This is a genomic window from Leucobacter aridicollis, from assembly GCF_024399335.1.
GTDB classification, from domain to species: domain Bacteria; phylum Actinomycetota; class Actinomycetes; order Actinomycetales; family Microbacteriaceae; genus Leucobacter; species Leucobacter aridicollis_A.
In genome coordinates this window covers 88,589-108,509 of record NZ_CP075339.1, presented here as the reverse complement: position 1 = coordinate 108,509, position 19,921 = coordinate 88,589, and the positions used below count along the sequence as shown (strand labels likewise).

12 protein-coding genes are annotated in these 19,921 nt (G+C 60.1%); 3 read left to right on the top strand and 9 right to left on the bottom strand.

The genetic code is table 11. The features are described from left to right. Positions 1–471 precede the first annotated feature (471 nt). Positions 472–1,302, top strand: a complete 831-nt coding sequence (locus KI794_RS00420; RefSeq protein WP_255808709.1) for a type IV secretory system conjugative DNA transfer family protein — start codon at positions 472–474, stop codon at positions 1,300–1,302. 1,276 nt (positions 1,303–2,578) lie between these two features. Here the strand turns inward: KI794_RS00420 and KI794_RS00415 are convergent. The 5 genes from KI794_RS00415 to KI794_RS00395 are packed head-to-tail and all read right to left on the bottom strand — an operon-like array spanning position 2,579 to position 7,643. Next, positions 2,579–3,568, bottom strand: a complete 990-nt coding sequence (locus KI794_RS00415) for an N-acetylglucosamine kinase (RefSeq protein WP_255808707.1) — start codon at positions 3,566–3,568, stop codon at positions 2,579–2,581. Further along, the gene (locus KI794_RS00410) at positions 3,565–4,482 is read right to left on the bottom strand and encodes a carbohydrate ABC transporter permease (protein WP_255808705.1); all 918 of its coding nucleotides are present in this window, start codon (positions 4,480–4,482) and stop codon (positions 3,565–3,567) included. Before KI794_RS00410 ends, KI794_RS00415 begins: the two co-directional genes overlap by 4 nt. Beyond that, positions 4,479–5,447, bottom strand: a complete 969-nt coding sequence (locus tag KI794_RS00405) for a carbohydrate ABC transporter permease (RefSeq protein WP_255808704.1) — start codon at positions 5,445–5,447, stop codon at positions 4,479–4,481. Before KI794_RS00405 ends, KI794_RS00410 begins: the two co-directional genes overlap by 4 nt. Next, positions 5,444–6,853: an N-acetylglucosamine/diacetylchitobiose ABC transporter substrate-binding protein gene (gene ngcE / locus KI794_RS00400; RefSeq protein ID WP_237463446.1), complete on the bottom strand. Its 1,410-nt coding sequence runs from the start codon at positions 6,851–6,853 to the stop codon at positions 5,444–5,446. The genes KI794_RS00405 and ngcE overlap by 4 nt, the downstream gene beginning before the upstream one ends. A gap of 37 nt (positions 6,854–6,890) precedes the next feature. Further along, complete coding sequence (locus KI794_RS00395; RefSeq protein WP_255808703.1) at positions 6,891–7,643, bottom strand: sugar isomerase domain-containing protein; 753 nt, start codon at positions 7,641–7,643, stop codon at positions 6,891–6,893. 169 nt (positions 7,644–7,812) lie between these two features. Between KI794_RS00395 and KI794_RS00390 the strand changes: the two genes are divergently transcribed. Both KI794_RS00390 and KI794_RS00385 read left to right on the top strand, forming a co-directional pair. Continuing rightward, complete coding sequence (locus KI794_RS00390) at positions 7,813–8,745, top strand: MurR/RpiR family transcriptional regulator (protein ID WP_255808702.1); 933 nt, start codon at positions 7,813–7,815, stop codon at positions 8,743–8,745. Continuing rightward, a complete protein-coding gene (locus KI794_RS00385) occupies positions 8,742–9,488 on the top strand; it encodes a glycerophosphodiester phosphodiesterase (protein ID WP_255808701.1) in 747 nt (248 codons plus the stop codon). The genes KI794_RS00390 and KI794_RS00385 overlap by 4 nt, the downstream gene beginning before the upstream one ends. A 796-nt stretch (positions 9,489–10,284) precedes the next feature. Here KI794_RS00385 and KI794_RS00380 read toward each other — a convergent pair. The 4 genes from KI794_RS00380 to KI794_RS00365 all read right to left on the bottom strand — a co-directional run bounded on the left by KI794_RS00380 (position 10,285) and on the right by KI794_RS00365 (position 18,763). Next, positions 10,285–12,024, bottom strand: a complete 1,740-nt coding sequence (locus KI794_RS00380; protein ID WP_255808700.1) for a sigma-70 family RNA polymerase sigma factor — start codon at positions 12,022–12,024, stop codon at positions 10,285–10,287. A 385-nt stretch (positions 12,025–12,409) separates the two neighbouring features. Next, positions 12,410–15,862: a DUF7507 domain-containing protein gene (locus KI794_RS00375; protein WP_255808699.1), complete on the bottom strand. Its 3,453-nt coding sequence runs from the start codon at positions 15,860–15,862 to the stop codon at positions 12,410–12,412. Between the two features lie 257 nt (positions 15,863–16,119). Beyond that, entirely contained in the window at positions 16,120–17,634 is a 1,515-nt protein-coding gene (locus tag KI794_RS00370; protein WP_255808698.1) for a SpaH/EbpB family LPXTG-anchored major pilin, read from the bottom strand. Between the two features lie 238 nt (positions 17,635–17,872). Continuing rightward, on the bottom strand, positions 17,873–18,763 hold the full coding sequence (locus KI794_RS00365) for a class C sortase (RefSeq protein ID WP_255808697.1): 891 nt from the start codon (positions 18,761–18,763) through the stop codon (positions 17,873–17,875). Positions 18,764–19,921: the final 1,158 nt, after the last annotated feature.

Below are 19,921 nucleotides of genomic sequence, written 5' to 3'. Positions count from 1 at the left end.
CCCGTTCACTTAGAAGCGACGTTGCTTCAGTCAACGGTGAATCGGTTCTAGCGGTTGAGCTCTACGGCCGGCACAGCGCTTCAGCAGTGTCGGGAGTGGGCGCGACAAGACGCCAAAAAGTGGCATCTTCACAGCTCGTCATATGCAGACTTTTAGCCTCCCAATCGGGGAGTTCAATGGTGCACCATGGACAGCGCATGCAAGCTTCCGAATCTTCCGCGACTACAGACCAGAAGGTCAGGGGTTCGAATCCCTTGGGGCGCACGTCTGAATCCCCCGTCGCGGAAGCGGCGGGGGATTTTTCGTTTTCAATCTCTGACTTAGGTCGAGCAGGGTCATCCGTCTCGCCCCCAATGAAGGCGACGGTGCTATCCAGAAGCTCTGCGACACGCCGAGTTTCATTCAGCGACCAGGTATCTCCAGTCATTCTGCGCGACACTCCTGCCGGCGAGAACCCCAGGGCACGCGACCATGATTGAGACGGTCATCAACATGTCTGCAGAGCAGCGCGCCTCCCAGTGGGCGGTCCTGCCGACGGTGCTCGCGTTTCTCGGTTCCCGAAGCGCCCGAGACTGGATGAAGGTCGGACCAGACGATGCCAACTTCAATTTCGCCGATTTCATCCTCCAGAAGGGCACCGTCTACCTCATCGGTGACAAAAAGACGTCAGCAAATTTCCTCCGGAACCTTGACGGCTTTCTCTCAGAAGTTGACTACGTGTCCAAAGCGATCGCCGCAGGCTCCCCCGGCGGCCGCCTTGACCCGCCGCTCACGTATCTACTCGATGAGGCAGGCAACTTCGACTACCAGGGCATGTACGAGCTCATCACCGCCGGCGGCGGCGTCGGCCGCATCGGAGTCGCGGTATTCCAGTCCAAATCGCAGCTGCAGCAGTACGGCGGACAAGAAGGAGCAGGCACCCTCTGGGACGCGGCGACAGCCAAGATTGTGCTCCCCGGCGGCGGTGACCCCCGCGCGCTCGAAGACATGTCAAAGCTCATCGGTGAGACTTGGGTCGAGCGGGAGGCGTATTCAATGGCTTTGAACGGTCCTGCCCACATGCAGCTCTCTGAAGAGAAGCGGGCGATCTTTGAGGGCCACGAGATCCGGACGCTTGAGAAGGGCATGGCATTCGTGTTCTACCGAAACCTGCCACCGTTCCTCCCGAAGACCAGGCCATTTCATGAGCATCCCCGGTTCGCGGAGTGTCAGAAAGATGCGAAGAATCTCGAACAGCATCTACGGGACACGTCAGAGTACGGGGACGCTATCGCGAAGATGCAGGCCGGGTACCGTGCGTGAGCTGAACCCTTGGGCGGTGCGCTCAGGCGGAAGGGAAGCGCACCGCCAGAGCTACGCCGGCTACATGCGATCACCAGCTTGGTACCGAAGACGGTAACAGTGGGCGGAAGAAGAAGCCGGCCTCTTGCCTGCCGGCGGCACAATCGTATGTCTGGGCTGCGGGAAGCCGTGGAAACTCAAACAGGACGACCTCCACCACATCACCTACGACCGGCTCGGCGCGGAAGAACACGAAGACCTCTGGCCCTCTGCCGAGGCTGCCACACACTCATCCACGACCTTCTGACGTCGACGAAGACGTAGCGGAAGCTCTCTCGTGTGCAAGCGAACCATGTCGCACTCGGGTACGTCCGAGATGAGCGAGAAGGAAAGCTATCTGTCCGGTTTCCTCGAGGCGCTTCATTTCTGGCCGATTACCTCTGATTCAGGAGCGCGCGTGAGGCGTTGTCGAGTCGCGCGGCGCGCACCGAGTGCGAGCGGGTCAGAGTCTTGTGCGCAGAACGCGCCTATGTGCGTTCCGGTCTTGGATGGCACCGAGAGTTACATGGAGCCGACGTCGTGGGCTGACTCGGCCAAGGCACGGCTTGCACAAAGCAATTATCGAGCCGAAGGCGACATGGCAGCAACAGGATCTCGACTTTCGGGCGTTACTGACACAGGCAAACGAAATGCCGTTGCAACACCGTCCTAAAGGCATCAGCAACAGGGGGCACTCTCAGTTGGCGTCTAGAAGGCAAACGCCGATGAGTTCAGAATGCCTTGCCGCCACCTGGCATATCGACGTCGGACGTTCCTTTAGGTGGAAACGTCCTGAGCCGTCGGACAGATGGAGAGGTTTGTTATACATGAAACTGAACGTTCAGCGTCGGCGCGCCCGGGTGCCTCAAGGCTCAGTGGCACCAACCGAGCTCGCGCATGTTGTCCGCGCCAGCGACGTCGGTGAATCTCCGAATACAGCTTCGTTGCGCGTAGTTCGATTCGTCATCGTTGACTTCTACCCCCTCACCCGGTGATGCGCCATCAGCTAGAGGACCAAGTCAAGAGCTTTGATGAGATCGAGTAGGCAGGTCTCGGAGCGCACTCGCCTCCGTCTGACAGAGCCCACATGACGCTTGCTGCCAGAGGTGGCGGGTTAGTTCTAAGGTCTAGCGTATGTCGCGACCTCTCCGAAGACCCCCGCGAGATGACGCATCAAGCTCTCAACGACTCGGAATCGAAGTCACTCGTGCAGTCGGCTGGTTACCAGAACGCAAGCCCACTTCAGCCTGGGCGGCGCTCATCTTCTCGCCTTCACCTGCGAAAACACAGCTCCAAGCGTTTCGCGAAGCTCTTTAGAACGCGGTACTCCTGCTTCGTGCAGTGCCAGCACTGCGGCTCCAACAATTCCATCCTCACATCGCCGAAAATCGGCGTTAGAAAGCTCGACTGCGAGCGAGTTCGAAGGAGCTTTGACGCCAAGGTAGCCGTGAATGAGGATGGACCCACTGCAGGCAATAGGGAGGTCAGTGTCCGATGCGCGGGCGGCCCGAAGCGTCGCTGCCACGTGTTTCGCGCCGACGTCGACGATTTTTGCTGCCACCGAATCGGTACGCGAGTGCAAGAAAGCTAATTTGGCGAGGCGTGCGAGGCGCACAGGGGATTCTGAATAGCTGTGCCGTAGAAGCTGCAGCAGGTCCGGATGTCTACCCGAACCCCAGTGCGAGCTGTCTGTTCGGTCGATCCGTTTGAGGACATCCTGCGTGAGCGAGGTTTTTGGGCCGCGTCCGTCGATATCTGCCGCAACGGCCTGTGCGACGGCCTGGCCGAGCCAGAATCCACTGCCCAGGTCGCCAAGCAGCCATCCTGCTCCGTCAAATACTTCCGTGATTACTGTGCCTTCGACTCGGATAGCGACGCTCCCTGTGCCGACTACGAGGGCGAGGCCGGTCGGTTCGTCGGCGACTGCGAGATAGGCACCCACTGCATCGCCCACTAGCACCACTGGGGTCTCCGTGCGGATCCCCGCGCCAGTCAAGATCGACCGAACTCGGTCAGCGTCGTGTTGTCCGGCCGAGCACACGGCACCCCCCAGGATGCGTTCCCCCGGTGTTCCCGCGGCGTCGAGAGCCGCCGTCAGTGCTGCGACTACCGCCCCATCGGCGGCCTCCCTACCAACGGCTGTCGGGTTACCAGAGCCAGCGATGCCGAAACCGTGAAGTTTTCCTGTGTCATCTACGACTGCAGCGCGAGTGCGGGTGCCACCGGCATCGACGGCAATGAGCATCATTTGAGCGCTCCTTGTGAGACCGAGGCGAGAAGCCGCTTCTGGAAGATGACGTACACGATGAGCACAGGCAGGATAGTCATCACCGCGGCGGCGAACAGTGCCCCAAAGTCTACGTTGAACCCTGCTTGCACCGCGAAGACCTGTATGCCCTGTGTGAGCACTGACTTGCTGGGGTCGGTGATGAGGATCACGGGAAGCAAGTACTGGTTCCACAGGCCTACAAAATTCAGGAGGGCGATCGCCGACATACCTGGCCCTGCCATCGGCAGCATTACTGAGAAGAAGGTTCGCCACTGTGAGGCGCCGTCAATCGCAGCTGCCTCGGCGATCTCGTGCGGAAGACGTTCAAAGAACGCGGTGAGAAACAACACTGTGAATGGGAGCGCGTAGGCCGTATAGGTGACGATGAGCCCCGCGAGCGAGTTCATCAGCCCAAACTGCTGCACGACGAAAAACAGCGGCACGACCGCGAGGAACACGGGGAACGTGAGCCCGGCGAGAATCAGGTTCCGGATCGCGGTGCGCCCAGGGAACTCGAAGCGGGCGAGCGCGTATGCGCACATTGCGCCGAGCAACATCGTGAGCGCGAGCGCCCCGCCGACGACAACAAGCGTGTTCATGAAAAACTCGCCGATGCGTGCGTCAGCCCAAGCGGTCGCATAGTTGGTGAATGACCACGAGCTCGGTAAGGCAAACGGGGAGGCAAGAATCTCCCGGCTCGACTTGAACGAGCTCATGACTGTCCAGAGCAGCGGAACGGCGATCACCACCGTCCAAATGACGAGCACAGCCTGCGAGCCAATTCCGACGAGCCGCTCTGACGGTGCCGATGCGCGCTTCCTGCGCGCGCGGGGGCCGGCCGCGCGAGTCGGTGTGAGCGCCGCCCTGTTCGGTGTAGAAATGGATGAGGTCACCGTGCAGCCTTCTTTCGTGGCCTGTGTGTGAGTCCGACAAAAGCGAATGTGAGCAGAGTGAGTAGGATACCCATGGCGCACGCAAGCCCGAACCGGCCCTCCTGAAACGCTGTCGAGTAGATCTCCTGGGTGATGCCAAGGGTCGACCGTTTGGGCCCCCCGCTCGGGTTGAACGCCTGGAGAAAGACGAATGAGTCGAGGGCAGCGATGCCCGCGTACACGTACGAGGTTTTCACGTTCGCGGCAATACCAGGGAGCACGATCGACAGGGTGATGCGCATGCGGCCGGCGCCATCGAGCCGCGCTGCCTCAAACAGCTCGGTGTCGATGCCGCGAATCGCTGCGATGAATAGCACCATGTAGAAACCCGACGTGGCCCACACCATGGCGGCGATTGTCGCTGCCATCGCGGTCGATGCCTCCCCAAGCCACGCGAAGGATTGAAACTGTTCGAGCCCGATCCCGGTCAGGGCGCCGTTGAGGATGCCGTTGTTCGGGTCGTAGACCTGCGCAAAGATAATGCCGATGATGATCGACGGGATCACGGCAGGAAAGAAGGCGACCACCCGGTAGAACGCTGAGCCGCGCACGCCCCGCACACCGCCGCGGGAGGGACCGGCGATAGTGACCATGACCGCGAGCAGCAGACCAATCGCGAGCGACAGAACTGGAAGCGCCGCGAGAATAATGAGGCTGTTGCGGATCGCGATGAGAAACGACTCGTCGCGAAAGAGTTCGACGTAGTTGTTCAGCCCAACGAAGCCGAAACTGCCGCTGAAGCCACTCCAATCGGTGAACGAGTAGACGGCCGCCTGCAGCATCGGCCAGATCACGAAGACGAGGTAGAGCGCGAGGGGCACTCCGACGAATACGGCGAGCATAGAGACCCGGTCAAAGCCCCCGCGGGGCCCCCGGGCGCGAGCGCGACCGGGGGCCCCTGGTAGTGCGGTGACGGTCTCGGTCACTTGCCCACCTTGATCTTCACGATCGAGTCGTCTTCGCGAATCTTGTCCGAGAGCTTCTGCATCTCACTTGTGAGCGTGTCGACGTCGATACTGCCCGAGAGGAAGTCGTTCCAGATGCGGGTCTTGTCGTCGCCGAAGGGGTATGCGTCGGTGAAATCCCACGCGAACGCATTTTCGCCTGCGTTGTCGAGCAGGTCTCGGGCCGACACCAGCGATGTGGAGCCGAATCCGTCAGCTGGCACGGTGTCTTTCACGATAGTGAGCGACTTGTTGATGCGCGAGAATTCTGCGGCCGCATCAGGAGAGAGCATGACGCGGAGCGTCTCTTTTGCGCCCGCGGCATTCGCGGCATCAGACGGCACTACGAAGCGGTTGCCGCCCGCGAAACGCATCGCCTCATATGGCAGAGCTGATTGTGTGGTGATCGTCGGCGCCGGGGCTCCGACCATCTCGAAGCCATCGGCGATCTCGTCGCCCATCTCGCCCTCGATCCACGACCCGGTCGGGTACATCAGGGCCTCCTGTTTGAGGCTCCACTGCGCCTGAGCCGCCTTGAACTGCGTGCCCGCGCCGCCGGGAATGAAGTAGCCAGCATCGACGATCTCCTTGAGGGCGGTGAACGACTGCTGCACCTCTGGCTGGCTCCAGGAGTCGGCCTCGAGGTTTGCAAGGGAAGCGAGCACATCGCGGCCGCCCTCCTTCACTGCGCTGTCGATGGCGAGCGAGAGATAGTAGGCCGAACCCTCCTTGCCCCAGGTGAAGAGGTACTTCCCCTCTTTCTTTGCGGCGGCGCCAAGTTCCATGGCCTCATCCCAGGTCTTTGGCGCTTCCCAACCGTACTTGTCGAACATCGACTTCGAGTACCACATTGCATGAACGTTGAGCGAGTAGTTGACCGCCGCAAGCTTGCCATCGTACTTTGCGAGGTCGAGCACGCCGGGGTACAGCGTGTCGGCGATGGGCTCGCCATCCAGGTTCATCGCGTTCGTGACCGAGGTGAGGTCTTCGATGTCTGGGAGCATCGACGCGACGGGGATGGAACCTGAGCCGGCGGAGTGCAGCAAGTCTGGTGGTGTGCCAGCGACGAATCGGGGCTGCACTTGCTGGGCGATCTGCGTCGACGGGGTGACCTTCAGGTCAACCTCATGGAGCTCTTGCATGGTCGGGGTGACGGTGTCGAAGAACGCGACGTTGTTCGCGTTATCAAAGATCACCGCGTCGACGGTGCTGCCTGCCGCGACGCCGAACGGATTCTTCGCATCACCCGTGGTGTCGCTGCCCTGGCTCGGGCGCTCGGCTGGCCCTCCGGGCGTTGCCGCGCACGCGCCGAGGGAAAGCGCGAGCACGGTTGCTCCCGCTGCTGCCGTGAGCACGCGACGGGACATGGTGAAACGTGGTGTATACATGGTGATCCTTCAAGTCCGTTGAAATTAGGGCAGAGCGTTAGGCGATGCGACGGATGCGCTCGCCATAGTGGGTTTCGTGGCGGCGGTTGTGCTCGTCGCCTCCAGGGATGTTTGCGGAGAGGAACACGGGGGGTGCTTGCCCCGCCCGCTCGAGTCGTTCCGAGATGCCAACGGTGAGCAGCTGCGCGATAAACGCCGAAGTGATCGAGGAGACAGCGCCGACCGGCGTGGATCCGGAGAGCACGGCGTCGCCATAGGGGGCGAGGTTGTCGATAACAATGTCGGCGATTTCGCTCAGGCGCTTTCCGCTCGGGTGGGTTGGGGTGACCCGTGAGGTGTGCTGGAGACTCGTGACCGCAATGACAGGGTGGCCTGCAGCCTTTGCGCGCAACGCCATACCTACGATGGAACCGTTAACCCCGGAGTTCGAGGCGATAATGAAAGCATCTTGCGGCTCGCGAAGGATCGTGGAGAAGAGCTCATCGCCTATTTCGGGATCGCGCTCCAGCGGCGGGAATCCAGTGAGAGCGCTGACGTCACGATTACCGCGGATTACGACGTCTCGAAGCGCGACCTTGTTCGTCGGGATCAGGCCACCGGCGCGACCTGCAATCTCCATCGCGAAAGCCTCGGAATGGCCGGTGCCAAATGCGTGGATCACCCCGTCAGCCGCGACGGTTTCACTGAGAAGTTCGATGGCGGCGTCAAAGCCGCCTTCCTCGGCGGTGCATGTCAGCTGAGCGAGTCGGCGCGCGACTTCATCGTGAAACTCCACGATGCGTTCTGTCATCAGGTTCTCCTTTGATGCGTCTGATCCACGACTAGTGAATCTCTAATACACTTAACCGGGTGAGTGTGAATGATTATTACACGTTGCGTGAACTCTGGGTGAATTGAATGTCAAAGCCGCCTACTTCGCCGCACGAAATCTCGCATTCGCGTCTACGATCGGAGCCAAGATGAACACACACCCCACCCCAGCAGCAGGGGCCGAAGCCACGCGCGGTGCGCTCATCACCGATCGCATTCAGCTCGCGCTGCCGCGCCTCTCGCAGGCGCATCAGCACATCGCGCACTACATTCTCGGCAACATCGAGCAGGTGACCCACCTGTCGGCCGCGCAACTCGCCACAGCTGCGGGCGTCTCGCAGCCCTCCGTGACGAGGTTCTGCCAGGCGCTCGGGCTCGCGAGCTACCAGGCGCTGCTGCTCGGCGTCGCAGAAGAGGTCGGGCACGGCAACGCGACCCTCAATCGTCCGCTTGTCGGCGGGCTCAGCCCAGACGACAGCCTGGAGCAGGTCGCGAACACCCTCACCAGGCTCGACATTGACGCGATGGAACTCGTCGCCCGCCAGCTCGACTTCGCGGCAATTGAGGCCGCGGCCCAGATGATCGCCGGCGCCAGACACACCGACGTCTACGGCGTCGGTGCGAGCGGCCTCATCGCGCAAGAGCTCGAGCTGCGGCTCTTCCGCCTCGGCGTGCCCATCCGGGCCTGGGTCGAAACACACGCCGCAGCCACGTCGGCTGCCCTGCGCAGCTCCTCCGACGCGATCGTCGCGATCTCGGCCTCGGGGCGCACGCGCGAAACCTACGAGGCGCTGCTCACCGGGAAAGAGCGCGGGGCGAAGACCATCGCCCTGACGAGCGACCCGGCCTCACCAGTGGCGCTTGTCGCAGACTTGCACCTCACCACGATGGGCACCGGAACAACGTACCGCACCGCCTCGTTCGCCGCGCGACACGGGCAACTACTGCTCGTCGATATTCTCTACACCCGCATCGCCCAGCTCGACCACGATCGGGCCCTAGAAGCCGTTGCAGCGACCGCGCACATTGTCACCAACCACCGGGTGCGCGACGCTCGCCCCGCACAGAAAGACGCAGAATGACAGAGATCTGGGCCCACGCACGAGGCGAGGGCGCCCCAATTGCAAACCTCCTCTCCTCCTACGAACAGGCGGTGCTCGAAGCCCCCGACGGCCTTGAACTCGACGTGCACCGCACCCGCGACGGCCACCTCGTCTGCGCGCATGACCCTGTGCTCTACGACGAGGCCGGCAAGGCCTGGGATATCGGGGCGCTCGACTATGCCGAGCTGAGTCACTACGTCGATCCGCGAACCACAGGCCCTGAGGGGCGTGTCAGCAGGCTCGACGAGGTCTACGAGCTTCTCCGGCCAACGGGCATGCGGCTGAACATCGAGGCAAAGAACCTCGAACGCCGCTACCCGATGATGGCCGAGACAATCGCAGCCTCTGTCGCGGCCTCCGGCATGGCAGACCGCATCGTGGTGAGCGCATTTCACCACAGGTTGCTCCTCGACCTGCGCACCCACGCACCGGGCCTCGCGCTCGCGGCGCTCTATGCAGACGGCCTCATTCGTCCGTGGGACTATCTCGCGGGCATCGATATCCAGGAGGTGCATCCGCACTTCACTTCTCTCCGCGACAAGCAAACCGTTGTCGGACTACTGGAAGCAGGAATTACCATCCGTGCCTGGACTGTCAACGATTCAGCCCTCTGGTACGAACTTGCGAAATTGGGAGTCCACGCGATTATCACAGACTTCCCGGTGTCTGCACGAGCTGCCATCGGGCGACAAGGAGAATTGCTCTCCGCCCAACGCTCGTAGCGTGTCGCCCGGAGCGCCCTAAGCGCGTTAGCATTTAACCCCGAATCCGCCTTAAAGGATTGAAGCGCGATTTGAAGGGTTGCGCAATGCGCATAGGGAGCCCTGTACCTGCTGTCATGTCTACTGACCTAGATGTGAGTACTTGAACCAGACCGGTGACAGGTGCCGCGATCTAGAAACGCACTTGGGAGTCAGCGTAATGTTCGGGCACTACAGATCTCGCGAGAGCACCCTTCACTACACACCTGGACGCGGCAGCTAACCGAGGCGGACATCATCTGAACCTGTTTGGTCCATGCGACGTTGCTCCATTTGATGACGCCACCACCACTGCCGCCCCAGCCGCACCCGCGGGAACCATCGTACTTACCCCACATGTTGCCGCGGCCAGGTAGGTAACGGGCTTTGTACCCTTTTCCACTATAGGCAGCCCGCGCCCCGGGAGTTGAGGACGACAGCCCAGTCGTACCTGACTCTCGTATCTGAGGAGATGCCGATCACCTAAGAACCCGCTCTGAGGTCTACCAAGTGCCCGCTCCTGGCACCACCCAGCGTTCCAGCAACTTGAAAGTGCTGCTCTACTCGTGCCGAGAACGACCACAAGCTGGTGCGTCTCTCCTTCTTCGCTGGCAAAGGAGATGTCGCCGAGAATTGCCGGCTGGCTATTTCCATCGAGTACTACTGCAGGCACGGCCGGGCCAAAAGCCCGGCATAACCGCAATGTCGCTGGCTTCCGCACCGATGATGACTTCGCCAGCTAGACGTGCGTCAGAACCAACTCATCGCGCGGGCCCGGTTAGGTCGCCATTCGCCACCAGACGCGCTGAGGCCCCACCGAGGAGTTCCCTTGCCAGTATCGAAGATCTCCGAGCTCAGACCGCGCGTAGGGGACTGTCAGCACGTACTCGCCGGGGCCCGTTGCAGGCTGGTGAGTGGCAAGCGCTCCCAGTGCGGTCGATTGAATGTTCACCACCTGGTTGAGGGTCGGGGTATCAAGCCCCGTGACCCGAATCGTGGTTTGTTGCGGTGCTGTCTGTTCAACACTTATCGCAAGACCCCTACCAACCTGATAGGTCCCGATGTTGGCGATAGCATCTGTGACCTCGGAGCCTTTGTGCAAGTAGGTCTGGACGCCGGTGACGGTGATTGTTCCCATCAATTTCGTAGGTGTGAAGACCCAACGTCCTTGCCCGTCAGCCACGATACTCTGGCTAAACGCCTCACCTCGTTCATTGGTAACCGTGAGGTCGATACGAGCATGTGGGGCTCCGGATCCAACGAGTCTGGGGTAGACGCCCACCTCGATGCCATCTGCTGGTATCGCGCTTAAAGGTGACGGGGCCACCGCCGCCGGCTGAGGAGGCGTGAGAGCATCAGTGGCACCTACGTCTGAAGGCGTTGCATTGTCGGTTGGAATCGGGTCTTGGCGTGCAGCTTCTGTTTCGCTTGAAACCTCCGACTCACTATCCGCAGCAGCGTCTTCCTGATCGTTGGTCGCGTTGTCATTCTGATCCTCAGCGGTTTGTTCGGATCGTTTTGTATCGATGGACGTTGGAGTTCCCGGTAGACGACTAATTGGAGCGGTTGTGGGTGCTGCTGCCGTCGCAGAGAGAGCAAGGGTCGCAGCAAGGGCTCCCGCCGAGATCAGCGCCATGGGCGTCGTAAATGACTTGATCGCGCCTGCTTTAGCGAGGCTGACCTCGGGGGACAATAGTGAAGGCTGCGACGCAAGTGCGGCCGCGAAGCTTTCAGCTGCAGCAGGTGCTGAAGCTGCCGATTGAAGCCCTGCGACAAACTGTTGAGCACCCACTCCACCGAGAATTCCTGGCAGCAATACAAGGGCGAGGCGCGAGTGGACTTCCTCGGATTGCCCCGCAAGGATTGAGCACCTTGTGCAGTCTACGAGGTGGGCGTCCAGCTTTCTCTTTGCGGCGGCGCTAGTTTTTCCACGCGCGAGCTGCGGGAGTTTCTCAACAACCCGCCTGCACCCCTCGGGGAGATCTGATTGAGGTTCAAGATTCGCTGCAATCCATGCTTGCTTAAACCCTTCTCGCGCGCGAAGCAGCAGTGCTGAGGTGCTGTTCTCGTTCATTCCGAGGAAGACGCAGAAGTCTTTTACAGGGAGGTCTTCCACCTCTCGGTACCAAAGAACTTCCTGCCAGCGCGTGGGGAGTGTATTGAACACTTGGTAAGTGAATGATTTCTCAAGGATGGTGTCGCCAATATCTGGCGATCCAGCTGAGGAAAGTTCAAACACGTCATCGTCGTTGCCTGTGATCTCTGATTCGGCGTTACTCCGGGACATGTTTGTAGCGATATTTCGCGCAGTCATCATCGCGTACGCCCGGAATGCTGTTTGCGGGCCTTTCCCGGCCTGGATCTGCTGGAGGATGCGCATGAACGTCTCTTGGGCAATATCGTCCGCGTCGAACCCAGTGAAGCATCGAATCGCGACGGTGAGATTCGGTGAGTGCCGTTTCCACAACTCTGCATATGCGTCATTGATGCCGCTTCGCGTGAGCTCGACAAGAGCCATGTCGGATGCGTTTGAGATGTCAATTTTAGGCATTGTTGTCTCTGCGGGTTCGGTCCAGCATAAACCCATGCTGGATAGTTGTTTGGACTAGTGCTTGAAGTATTTTCAGAGTCGCGTCAGATTCTGTGCGCCATATGCGTCTATGTATCTGGTCGGGTGATGAATCTCTCTGGTTGGTCCATCGCCTTGCCTGTAGTGTGAGCGAGATGTCCGCGCCCCCCCCAGCGGAAGTTTCGAATAACCACATCGCATGCCCGCTTGCCGGGGACCCCCCGTCCCGGCAAGCGGGCACTTTCGTTTTAGCGGGTTTCACGGGTAGCGATCTGCCGGGGAAAAGAAAGCCGGATCCGCTTCGTGAGAAGACAGATCCGGCTTTCATAGCAGGCTAGTTCCGGACTACCTGACCTCGACGGCGTTGCAGCCACAAGCCAAGAAGCACGAGTACTCCAACTCCACCAGCTCCGAGGAAGATGGCGAAGGTGCCCATGCCACCCGTCAGGGGGAGCACAGGGCCCGTCGACTGCTCGTTCTCAATTGGCTGTTCGATCACTGTGGCGCCGAGCACATCGATGTAACGAGGTGTCGGGTCAAGTTGATATCCCGCTGGTGCGCGAGTTTCAACAAGACGGTAGCGGCCGTCATCGAGCGGCTTCACCAGGAACTTGCCTGGCTCCGGATCGATATCCGCACCATCACAGTCTGCAGCTGACACTACGACGCAATCGGTGACTGCGATCGCATCGCCAGTAGGCTGATCGTTTGCGTCAACCGGGGTGAGCTCCCATTCGGAACCCGCGAGACGTTCAACGTCAGGAGTTCCTGCAGCGATCTTCTCCCATGCGAGCGACGAAGGCAGCACCGTGATACCTGCGGGGTCACAGTCCTCTTCGGGCGCGCCCTCTGCCTCTGCGTCGGGAACGACACATGCGATATTCACCAGGCTACCTTCACCAGTACCAGCAGCAAGGGTGACGTCATACGTGATCACCACACGGTTCGCTTCCCCTGGGAGAAGCTCAGCGATTACCGCCTTACCGTTGAGCAACGTCAGGCCCTCCGGGAGTGGGTCGAGCTTTGCGAGATCCACCTTGTCATCCTCAATCACGAGGTTCTTCAGGGTTTCATCGCCAGTGTTCGTCACAACGAGCCGGTATGGCACCGTGTCACCAGCCTGGTACTTCGGATAGTTGTCGATGTTGTTCGCGTCATGCCAGACACCGTTCGTGTCTTGCACGAACTTCTTGATCGTGACAGAGTTCACTGCCCCGATCTCGAAAGCACTCGAGGTACGCATCTTCAGCTGATGGCGCGCAGACCGCGACTCAGCGCGGTTTACGTACCGATCCTCGTAGGTCGCATCCGCAGTCACCACAGAAATGGTGAACTCCTGCTGCTGTGAAGGCTTCAACGCAGGTCCGATCACTCGAACCGCAGTGGCGTCCTCTGTGTACGTGGTCGACCAGTTCACGGTGTTTCCCGACACGTCCCCGGGGGCCCCGTTACTGGGGTCCTTGGGATCATCGACGAGCGTAGCCGGGTCAGCGGTCGTGTAGTACACAGTGGCACCTGAAACTGCCTGAACTGCCTCTTTCAGCTTGTACGTGCCACTGAACGAGGTACCTCGCCCATCACCGTTAAACGGCAGCACATCGATCGTGTCAGTAAATGCAGTGGGCTGCGTGTCATGCGACGTCAAGCGCACAGTCCACGAGTTCTCCGCGGTACCTGAGGCATGCGGAACCTTGTCCGCCTCAGCGTTCTTCGTGAGCTGCACGAATCCGCCGTCACGGATCTTCACTGAGTCAGAGGCTTTGGCCGTCTGACCGGCGATGCTGAACGAGGCGTTGTTCGTGAACGTCTGTCCAGGCTCCGCATCATCCGATACACGCACGGAGTAGGTGAGTACCCGCTCCTGGTTTGTCGGGAGAGTGGGGATTTCCCAAGTAAGCGTGCGCCCATTGACCGAAGTCGGCTCAACTGAGGCGCTCCCCGGCACGTATTCGGTGCCTTCAGGAAGCACGTCGACAATGACAGCGTCATGCGCGTCAAACGTCGACAAAGCTGCCGCCTTGTACGTCAGCGAGAACTGGACTGTTGCACCAGGCATCGTGACGTCTTGATCAGCAGTCTTCTCAATCACCGGCTTTGCAGAAACCACACGCAGGAGATCTCGGCCAATGCTTGTCCAGGGGTAGCGCGTCCCGGGGGTATACACGCCATAACCTGGCTTACCGTCGCTCGCGAGCCTAAATGGATATTGCCACTTTGGGTCCTTGGCTTCAGAGTCGTAGAATCCCGCCCAAGTCCAAACATCCTGCCCAGCAGCAACACCCTGCTTTACGCGCGACTCAATCTGGTTCCGCGCTATGCCTGCACTATCGGTCTCGTTAATACCCGCTGCTGCCGAGTACGGAATGTGAATTCTTACGGCCTTAACCGCCCCCAAGTCCGCTGGGGGAGAATTCGTCCAGTCCGATGTACCCCAACCTGTCTCGCACGAGAAAGTGTCCGGGTTGTAGTTAGGGCTGTTCGGGTTTACGTTATTTGAGACACCATTCCCCACGTAATACCAGTAGCGGATACCACCTGAGCCTGGGTAGGGATTCACTTCAGACCCCGCGCCTAGAGAGCCAGTTGTCACTCGTTCGAAGGTTACATACTTGGTGTCGAGAATGCTGCATCCATAGTTGGTTTTTCCGGCGGTCTCTGGCGGGCGGAACGATACCGCTGCACGGACGAGGTCGCCAGGCGCAGCACGAGAAGTGTCAGCCCAGACAGTGCCAGGAAGCCCGACCTGGTTCAAGACCCAACCGCCAGTTCGGCTACCGCGTGACACTGCGACTTGGTTCGCGTTGTTCGCAGTAAGGCCGGTTACTTGGGTCCCCGTGACCGCGCCTGTGTAAGTGGGTTCAGTGGAGGTGAAGTTCACCTGGCCCGGCTCACCGTAGGTGATTGCCAACTGCATCATGCCCGAAGCAACAACGTCCCACCCCTGCTCGAGCGGGACCTGACCGTTCATGCTGTCCTCGGAAGGAAGCGTGTTCTTCGAATAATCGATACCCGAAATCGTCAAAATGTACCGGTCAGTACCCGTTGTCTTGGTGAGAGTGCAGGTCGCAGGGAATGGTGCGGTCTTCTCCGCCGCGTGAGCATCGTCTGAGAACGGGTGGTTCCCAAACGACCGATCAATCGGTGCGCACGCGTTGGGCTTCAGCCGAAGGTTACTGCCTCCGGTATGAGTAAAGCTCAGGGTGTATGACACCGAGTCGGGGCCGGGCTCACCGCCAGGGCCGTGACGAAGTGACCACGGGAAACGGATCAACTGCTCCGAGCCTTCGCCGATGGAGCTGATAGCTCCGCCATCAAACTTCATGTCCATTGCGAACGGATTCACAATGTTCAGCGGGGGGAGCTCCGCGGTCACACCGCCGACCTCAGCTTCGACGAAAGTGATTTCTCCGGTGTTACCCACGACTCGGAGGCCAGTGAGCATCAGTTCTGATGTGCCCTGGTCTCGGGTACCCACGTTACAGACCAGCGTGGAACCGCCGTCTTGGATCGCTGACACCGGATCGAGAGGTACCGCCGGATCCGCGGCCTCAGTCAGGCAAGCGCCGGGGATCTCGGTGAACTCACCGCCGTGAGCTGTAAACGTGACGGTGACGTTATCAACGGGGTCGTTCGATGGAGCCGGCGCATCATCATTGACATTGAATCGCCAGACTGATGCTACGTTGTCACCCTTCTTCAGGGTGTCGGGCGTTCCGGGCTGCCAGTTGCCGACGATCTCGTAGACCGTGTCGGCCTGTGCTGCGGTAGCGCCGCCAGCCCACCCCATCGAGCCCACAAGAGCGGTGGTGAGGATGGTTGCAGCTACGGTCTTGACCCGTCTCCACGGGCTGGACGTTCTGGGCGCAGAACCGGAGCGAGAGCGCCGTGTTCTGTGCCGGGCGAGTTGTGGTGTGGACATTGAAGTGTCACTTTCCCCCATTTACGGGACACAGTAGATGTATGAGTACATGCACCTCTCGAGGGAGAGGACAGCGGAGGCGCAGGCGAATGGAATCGTCGACGCCTCCGCTATCCCCGAAGGGGTTACTGGATGGAGGTCTTACGACGGTTCATCAGTACAAGGCCAGCAGCGACTGCGACTGCGGCAACGCCACCTGCGATGATCAGGAACTGGCCCGAACCACCGGTGAGCGGAAGCTCAGGGACTTCCTGCTGCGTGTTCAGGATCTCGACGTTATCCGATACGGTCGTCTCGCCCTTCTTGACGGTCACTGCAGTGAACGGGTTGTCCGGGAGGACGTAACCGGCGGGAGCAGCGATCTCCTTGAGGACGTAGCAGCGCTGCTGCGCGTCGATCACGGGGTTCTCGCTGTCGCTCACGAAGAGGCCAGGGATCGAGATGACACCGGTACCTGCCGAGGTGAATGAAGTCTCACCTGCAACGGCGATTGCATCACCGGTTGCTTCAGCAGCCGAGCAGTCGTCTGCGTACGGGTCAACTGCGTTGTACACCTCGAACGTTGCGCCGTTCAGGCGACCCTCGGTACCAGTGGTGCCGGCGGCACGCTTCTGAACTTCGAGGCTGCCCCAGTTGCTCTTGACCTCGTTCGAAGGTACCGGCGGGTTGGTGTTCGGATCGAAGCCGGGGTTGTTCGGCCACAGCTCAGCCTGGTTAGTGATCGTACCGTTGCCGAGTTCGGTGACGGTACCTGCGAACACGACCTGGATCTTCTTGCCGGCCTGGGCGTTCGGGCCCTCGTTCAGCCATGCAAGACCTGCAGCGGTGAAGTTCATCGTAACCTGCTGGCCATCAACAGTGAGCGTGTAGTACGACGCATCAAGTGCCGCACCATCGACGGTCACAGCCATGTCAGCGGGGTCAACCGGGGTGAGGCGTGAATCAAGGGTGTCTCGGATAGCGAACCCAGTCCAGTCCTCGCCCGTGGTGGGGATCGGAGCGGTAACCGGGAACTTCACGACTGAGCCAAGGCCCATGTCCTGCTGCGGGTCGATCGTCTTCTCGATCGATGCTTCGCCGTTCTTCGGGTATGCGTGTACGTCGTATACCCAACCGTTTTCGTGCGGCATTGGGACCGTCACGATGAACGGCGCTGCCGAGTCAATGATCTGTGCCGGAGCATCAGTCTCACAGACCTGGTACGCGCCAATCGGGAGTGCTACGTTTGCTGCACCCTTAGCGTCAGTACCGGGCAGAGTGATTGCGCTACCGAGCTCGTAGCCTGCGGGTGCCGTGCAGTTATCGCCAGGGGTGAGGCTTGCGAGAGCGTCCCAGTTCGATGCGACGGAGAGATCAACTGCTACGCCGTCCTTCAGCAGGGGGTAAGCGGTGAAGATCACACCTTCGACTGGATCGGTGAAATCACCGTCAGCAGGAGCCTCGCTGATGTCACCTTCCTTCGGGGTGACCTGGTGCAGGTACTTGTGTACCGTGAGCGACCCTGTGCGGTCGAAGTCGATATCCCCGAAGCTCTGCGGTGCAGCAACTGCTGCGCTGCTGGTTCCGAAGAGAGCGGTCAGCCCGATGGCGGCTGCGCCAATCGTTGCGGCAACCCGCCGCGGTGTGTTTCGTTCAGTCAACTGAACGTCTCCTTCCTAATAGAGAGTGCCCCTATGGCTCTCGGGAAATTGACGCAACTGTATTCAACAGCGTCCCCCATTGAGACCATACACGCAGTCGTAATCTGACGCGGGGTTCTAAGTTTTTGTTTTTTTAGAGGTGCGCGCAGTTTGGTTCGTGTGTTTTGGTCGATTACATGTGCGGTTCAGACAATATCTATGTTGTTTCCCTTGCCTGAACTGTGGCTTTTCAATGTATTCACCCGTCGCGGCGGGTGCCGCGACGGTCGATGAATCCTCGATGAACGACATATGCCGCAATCACCAGTGTTCCTCCCGCGCCAATGACGGCCCACCAGGGGGTGCCCGGGATAACCGGCGGCTTACCTGCAGCGGCTAGGCCTTGAGGTGGCGTGGGGGTGATTCGTTTGCCGGTCACCACAATTCGGTGACTATTGACCCCCAAAGGGGTACAGGTGATCAGTGTGACAAGGTCCTCGCCCTCTCGAGCACGAAGTGAGCTCGTTTCGGTGGGCTCGATGACCTCGACCTCGAAAACTTGGTAGGTGAGTACTTCACCCATTACCTCAACGGAGAAAGTGTCACCCTTGCGCACTTCGTTGAGGTTCGTGAACATAGTGGAATTTGCGAGCCCGCGGTGAGCGGTAATCACTGACCTGGTACTGGGCCCACCTACGGGCAGGTGGGATCCTTCAAGGTGCCCCGCGCCTCGGAGGAGTGTCTCGTCCGATGTCCCGTGGTACACGGGGAGATCCACGTCAATTGCGGGGATGCGGATTCGGGCCATCAGCCCGTCTTCGCTTGCTCGGAGCAGTTCGTTGTATTTGAGATCAGTGCCGGCAAGATTGCCGGTACCAACCGGGACATTACCGCCCGCTTCAAGCTTCACTCCGGCAGCCAGAGCATCGTTGTATACCCGTGCGAGCTCAAGCTGCTCTGTCTTTCCAGGGTTGAGGTTCTCAAGGTCAAACGAGGCATTTTCAATAACCTGCGACTGGTTGTACGAAGACAGCCATGATGCAGTCATAGGGTAAAGAGCTGTCACCATGCCGCCGATAGCCAGAACGGCGATACTCCAGGACAGGAAGCTCGGGCGCCAACGCGCCGATTTGCTTGCTGTTTTCTTCACACAGTCCCCCTAGACCTTGAGCGATGGTTACTTCTCTTGGATATCAGACATTTTTCTGCCCAGTAATCTGACGTGAGTTCGCTGCGGGTCGACCTGCTCAATGAAACAAAGGGGACCTGGGCGCCCTGCCGGCTCGATCTGTGCATTTTGGGATCGGTAAGATGGCGCAAACCGACGGCGCGGGCACATCCAGCCAAGGGCCGTTCACGAAGTCCTCTGGCCGGTCTGCTGCGGGGGTCACGCACTGATCCACGGCTTACTCGCCGCGACGAGGACCTGGCGAAAGTTCACCGCGAGCAGGCAAAACATGTAGCACTCGAGTACGCCCAAGACCACCACGAAAGAGACCCGGCCTCCCCGTTCTCTCGAGGCGCGTCAGTGTTCCGAGAGTACCCCTGATCAGGGATTTACGTGCCAGCCGGAGTCGATTCGGGAGGCACACAGCAAGGGCGCTGAAGCTGAACGAAACGATTTACTACAGGCGTCCGTGACTCCGACCGCGCTCGCCTCCGAGACGGACATAGTTGCCCGGCGGGAGTTCGAGAGACGCATTACGCATCTATGCGTGGCCTGGTCCCGCATTCAAGCCAGCGGCAGGATAGGCGTCGCACAGCCATTCGTGCTGAAGACCCGCGACTTCCCACGGGTAATCGAGGCTCACTAGAACACGCCCGCAGCTACTCTTGAAGAAGCTACAGAGTTGAAGCAACTCGAACAGGAAGCCTGACCCGATAGGTCAGGGGTTCGAATCCCTTGGGGCGCACGTCTGAATCCCCCGTCGCGGAAGCGGCGGGGGATTTTTCGTTTTCCTGCTTCCGGCTTCGGAAGCCGACGGGCCTGCGAATTCGCAGGTTGCCGGGTTACCGGCCAGAATGTGTGTGAAGGTCCGGGCAGGTCATGACCGTCCGCCCCACCCAGTAGGTAGCCAGAGCCCTTCAGTAGCGTCCAGGCCTGTTCCGCAAAGCTCGGGGCCGGGGTCAGGATCTAGGGTCGAACCTGAGTTTCAGAGAGGTGGAATTGGCACGGCGCCGCTTGAACGGTCGCTGTGACTCATATCGGAGCGCGCCCCGGCTGCGGCATCGGTAACCCTGTTCTCGCCCAAGGAAAAACAGGCCCGCTACGAGTAAGTCGGTTTTCAACGCAGCGACATGGTCGGCA

Coding starts and splice junctions, on each gene's coding strand:
- KI794_RS00420 (WP_255808709.1), top strand. CDS start 472: ATGATTGAGACGGTCATCAACATGTCTGCAGAGCAGCGCGCCTCCCAG.
- KI794_RS00415 (WP_255808707.1), bottom strand. CDS start 3,568: ATGATGCTCATTGCCGTCGATGCCGGTGGCACCCGCACTCGCGCTGCA.
- ngcE (WP_237463446.1), bottom strand. CDS start 6,853: ATGTATACACCACGTTTCACCATGTCCCGTCGCGTGCTCACGGCAGCA.
- KI794_RS00395 (WP_255808703.1), bottom strand. CDS start 7,643: ATGACAGAACGCATCGTGGAGTTTCACGATGAAGTCGCGCGCCGACTC.
- KI794_RS00390 (WP_255808702.1), top strand. CDS start 7,813: ATGAACACACACCCCACCCCAGCAGCAGGGGCCGAAGCCACGCGCGGT.
- KI794_RS00385 (WP_255808701.1), top strand. CDS start 8,742: ATGACAGAGATCTGGGCCCACGCACGAGGCGAGGGCGCCCCAATTGCA.
- KI794_RS00380 (WP_255808700.1), bottom strand. CDS start 12,024: ATGGCTCTTGTCGAGCTCACGCGAAGCGGCATCAATGACGCATATGCA.
- KI794_RS00375 (WP_255808699.1), bottom strand. CDS start 15,862: ATGGGGTGGGCTGGCGGCGCTACCGCAGCACAGGCCGACACGGTCTAC.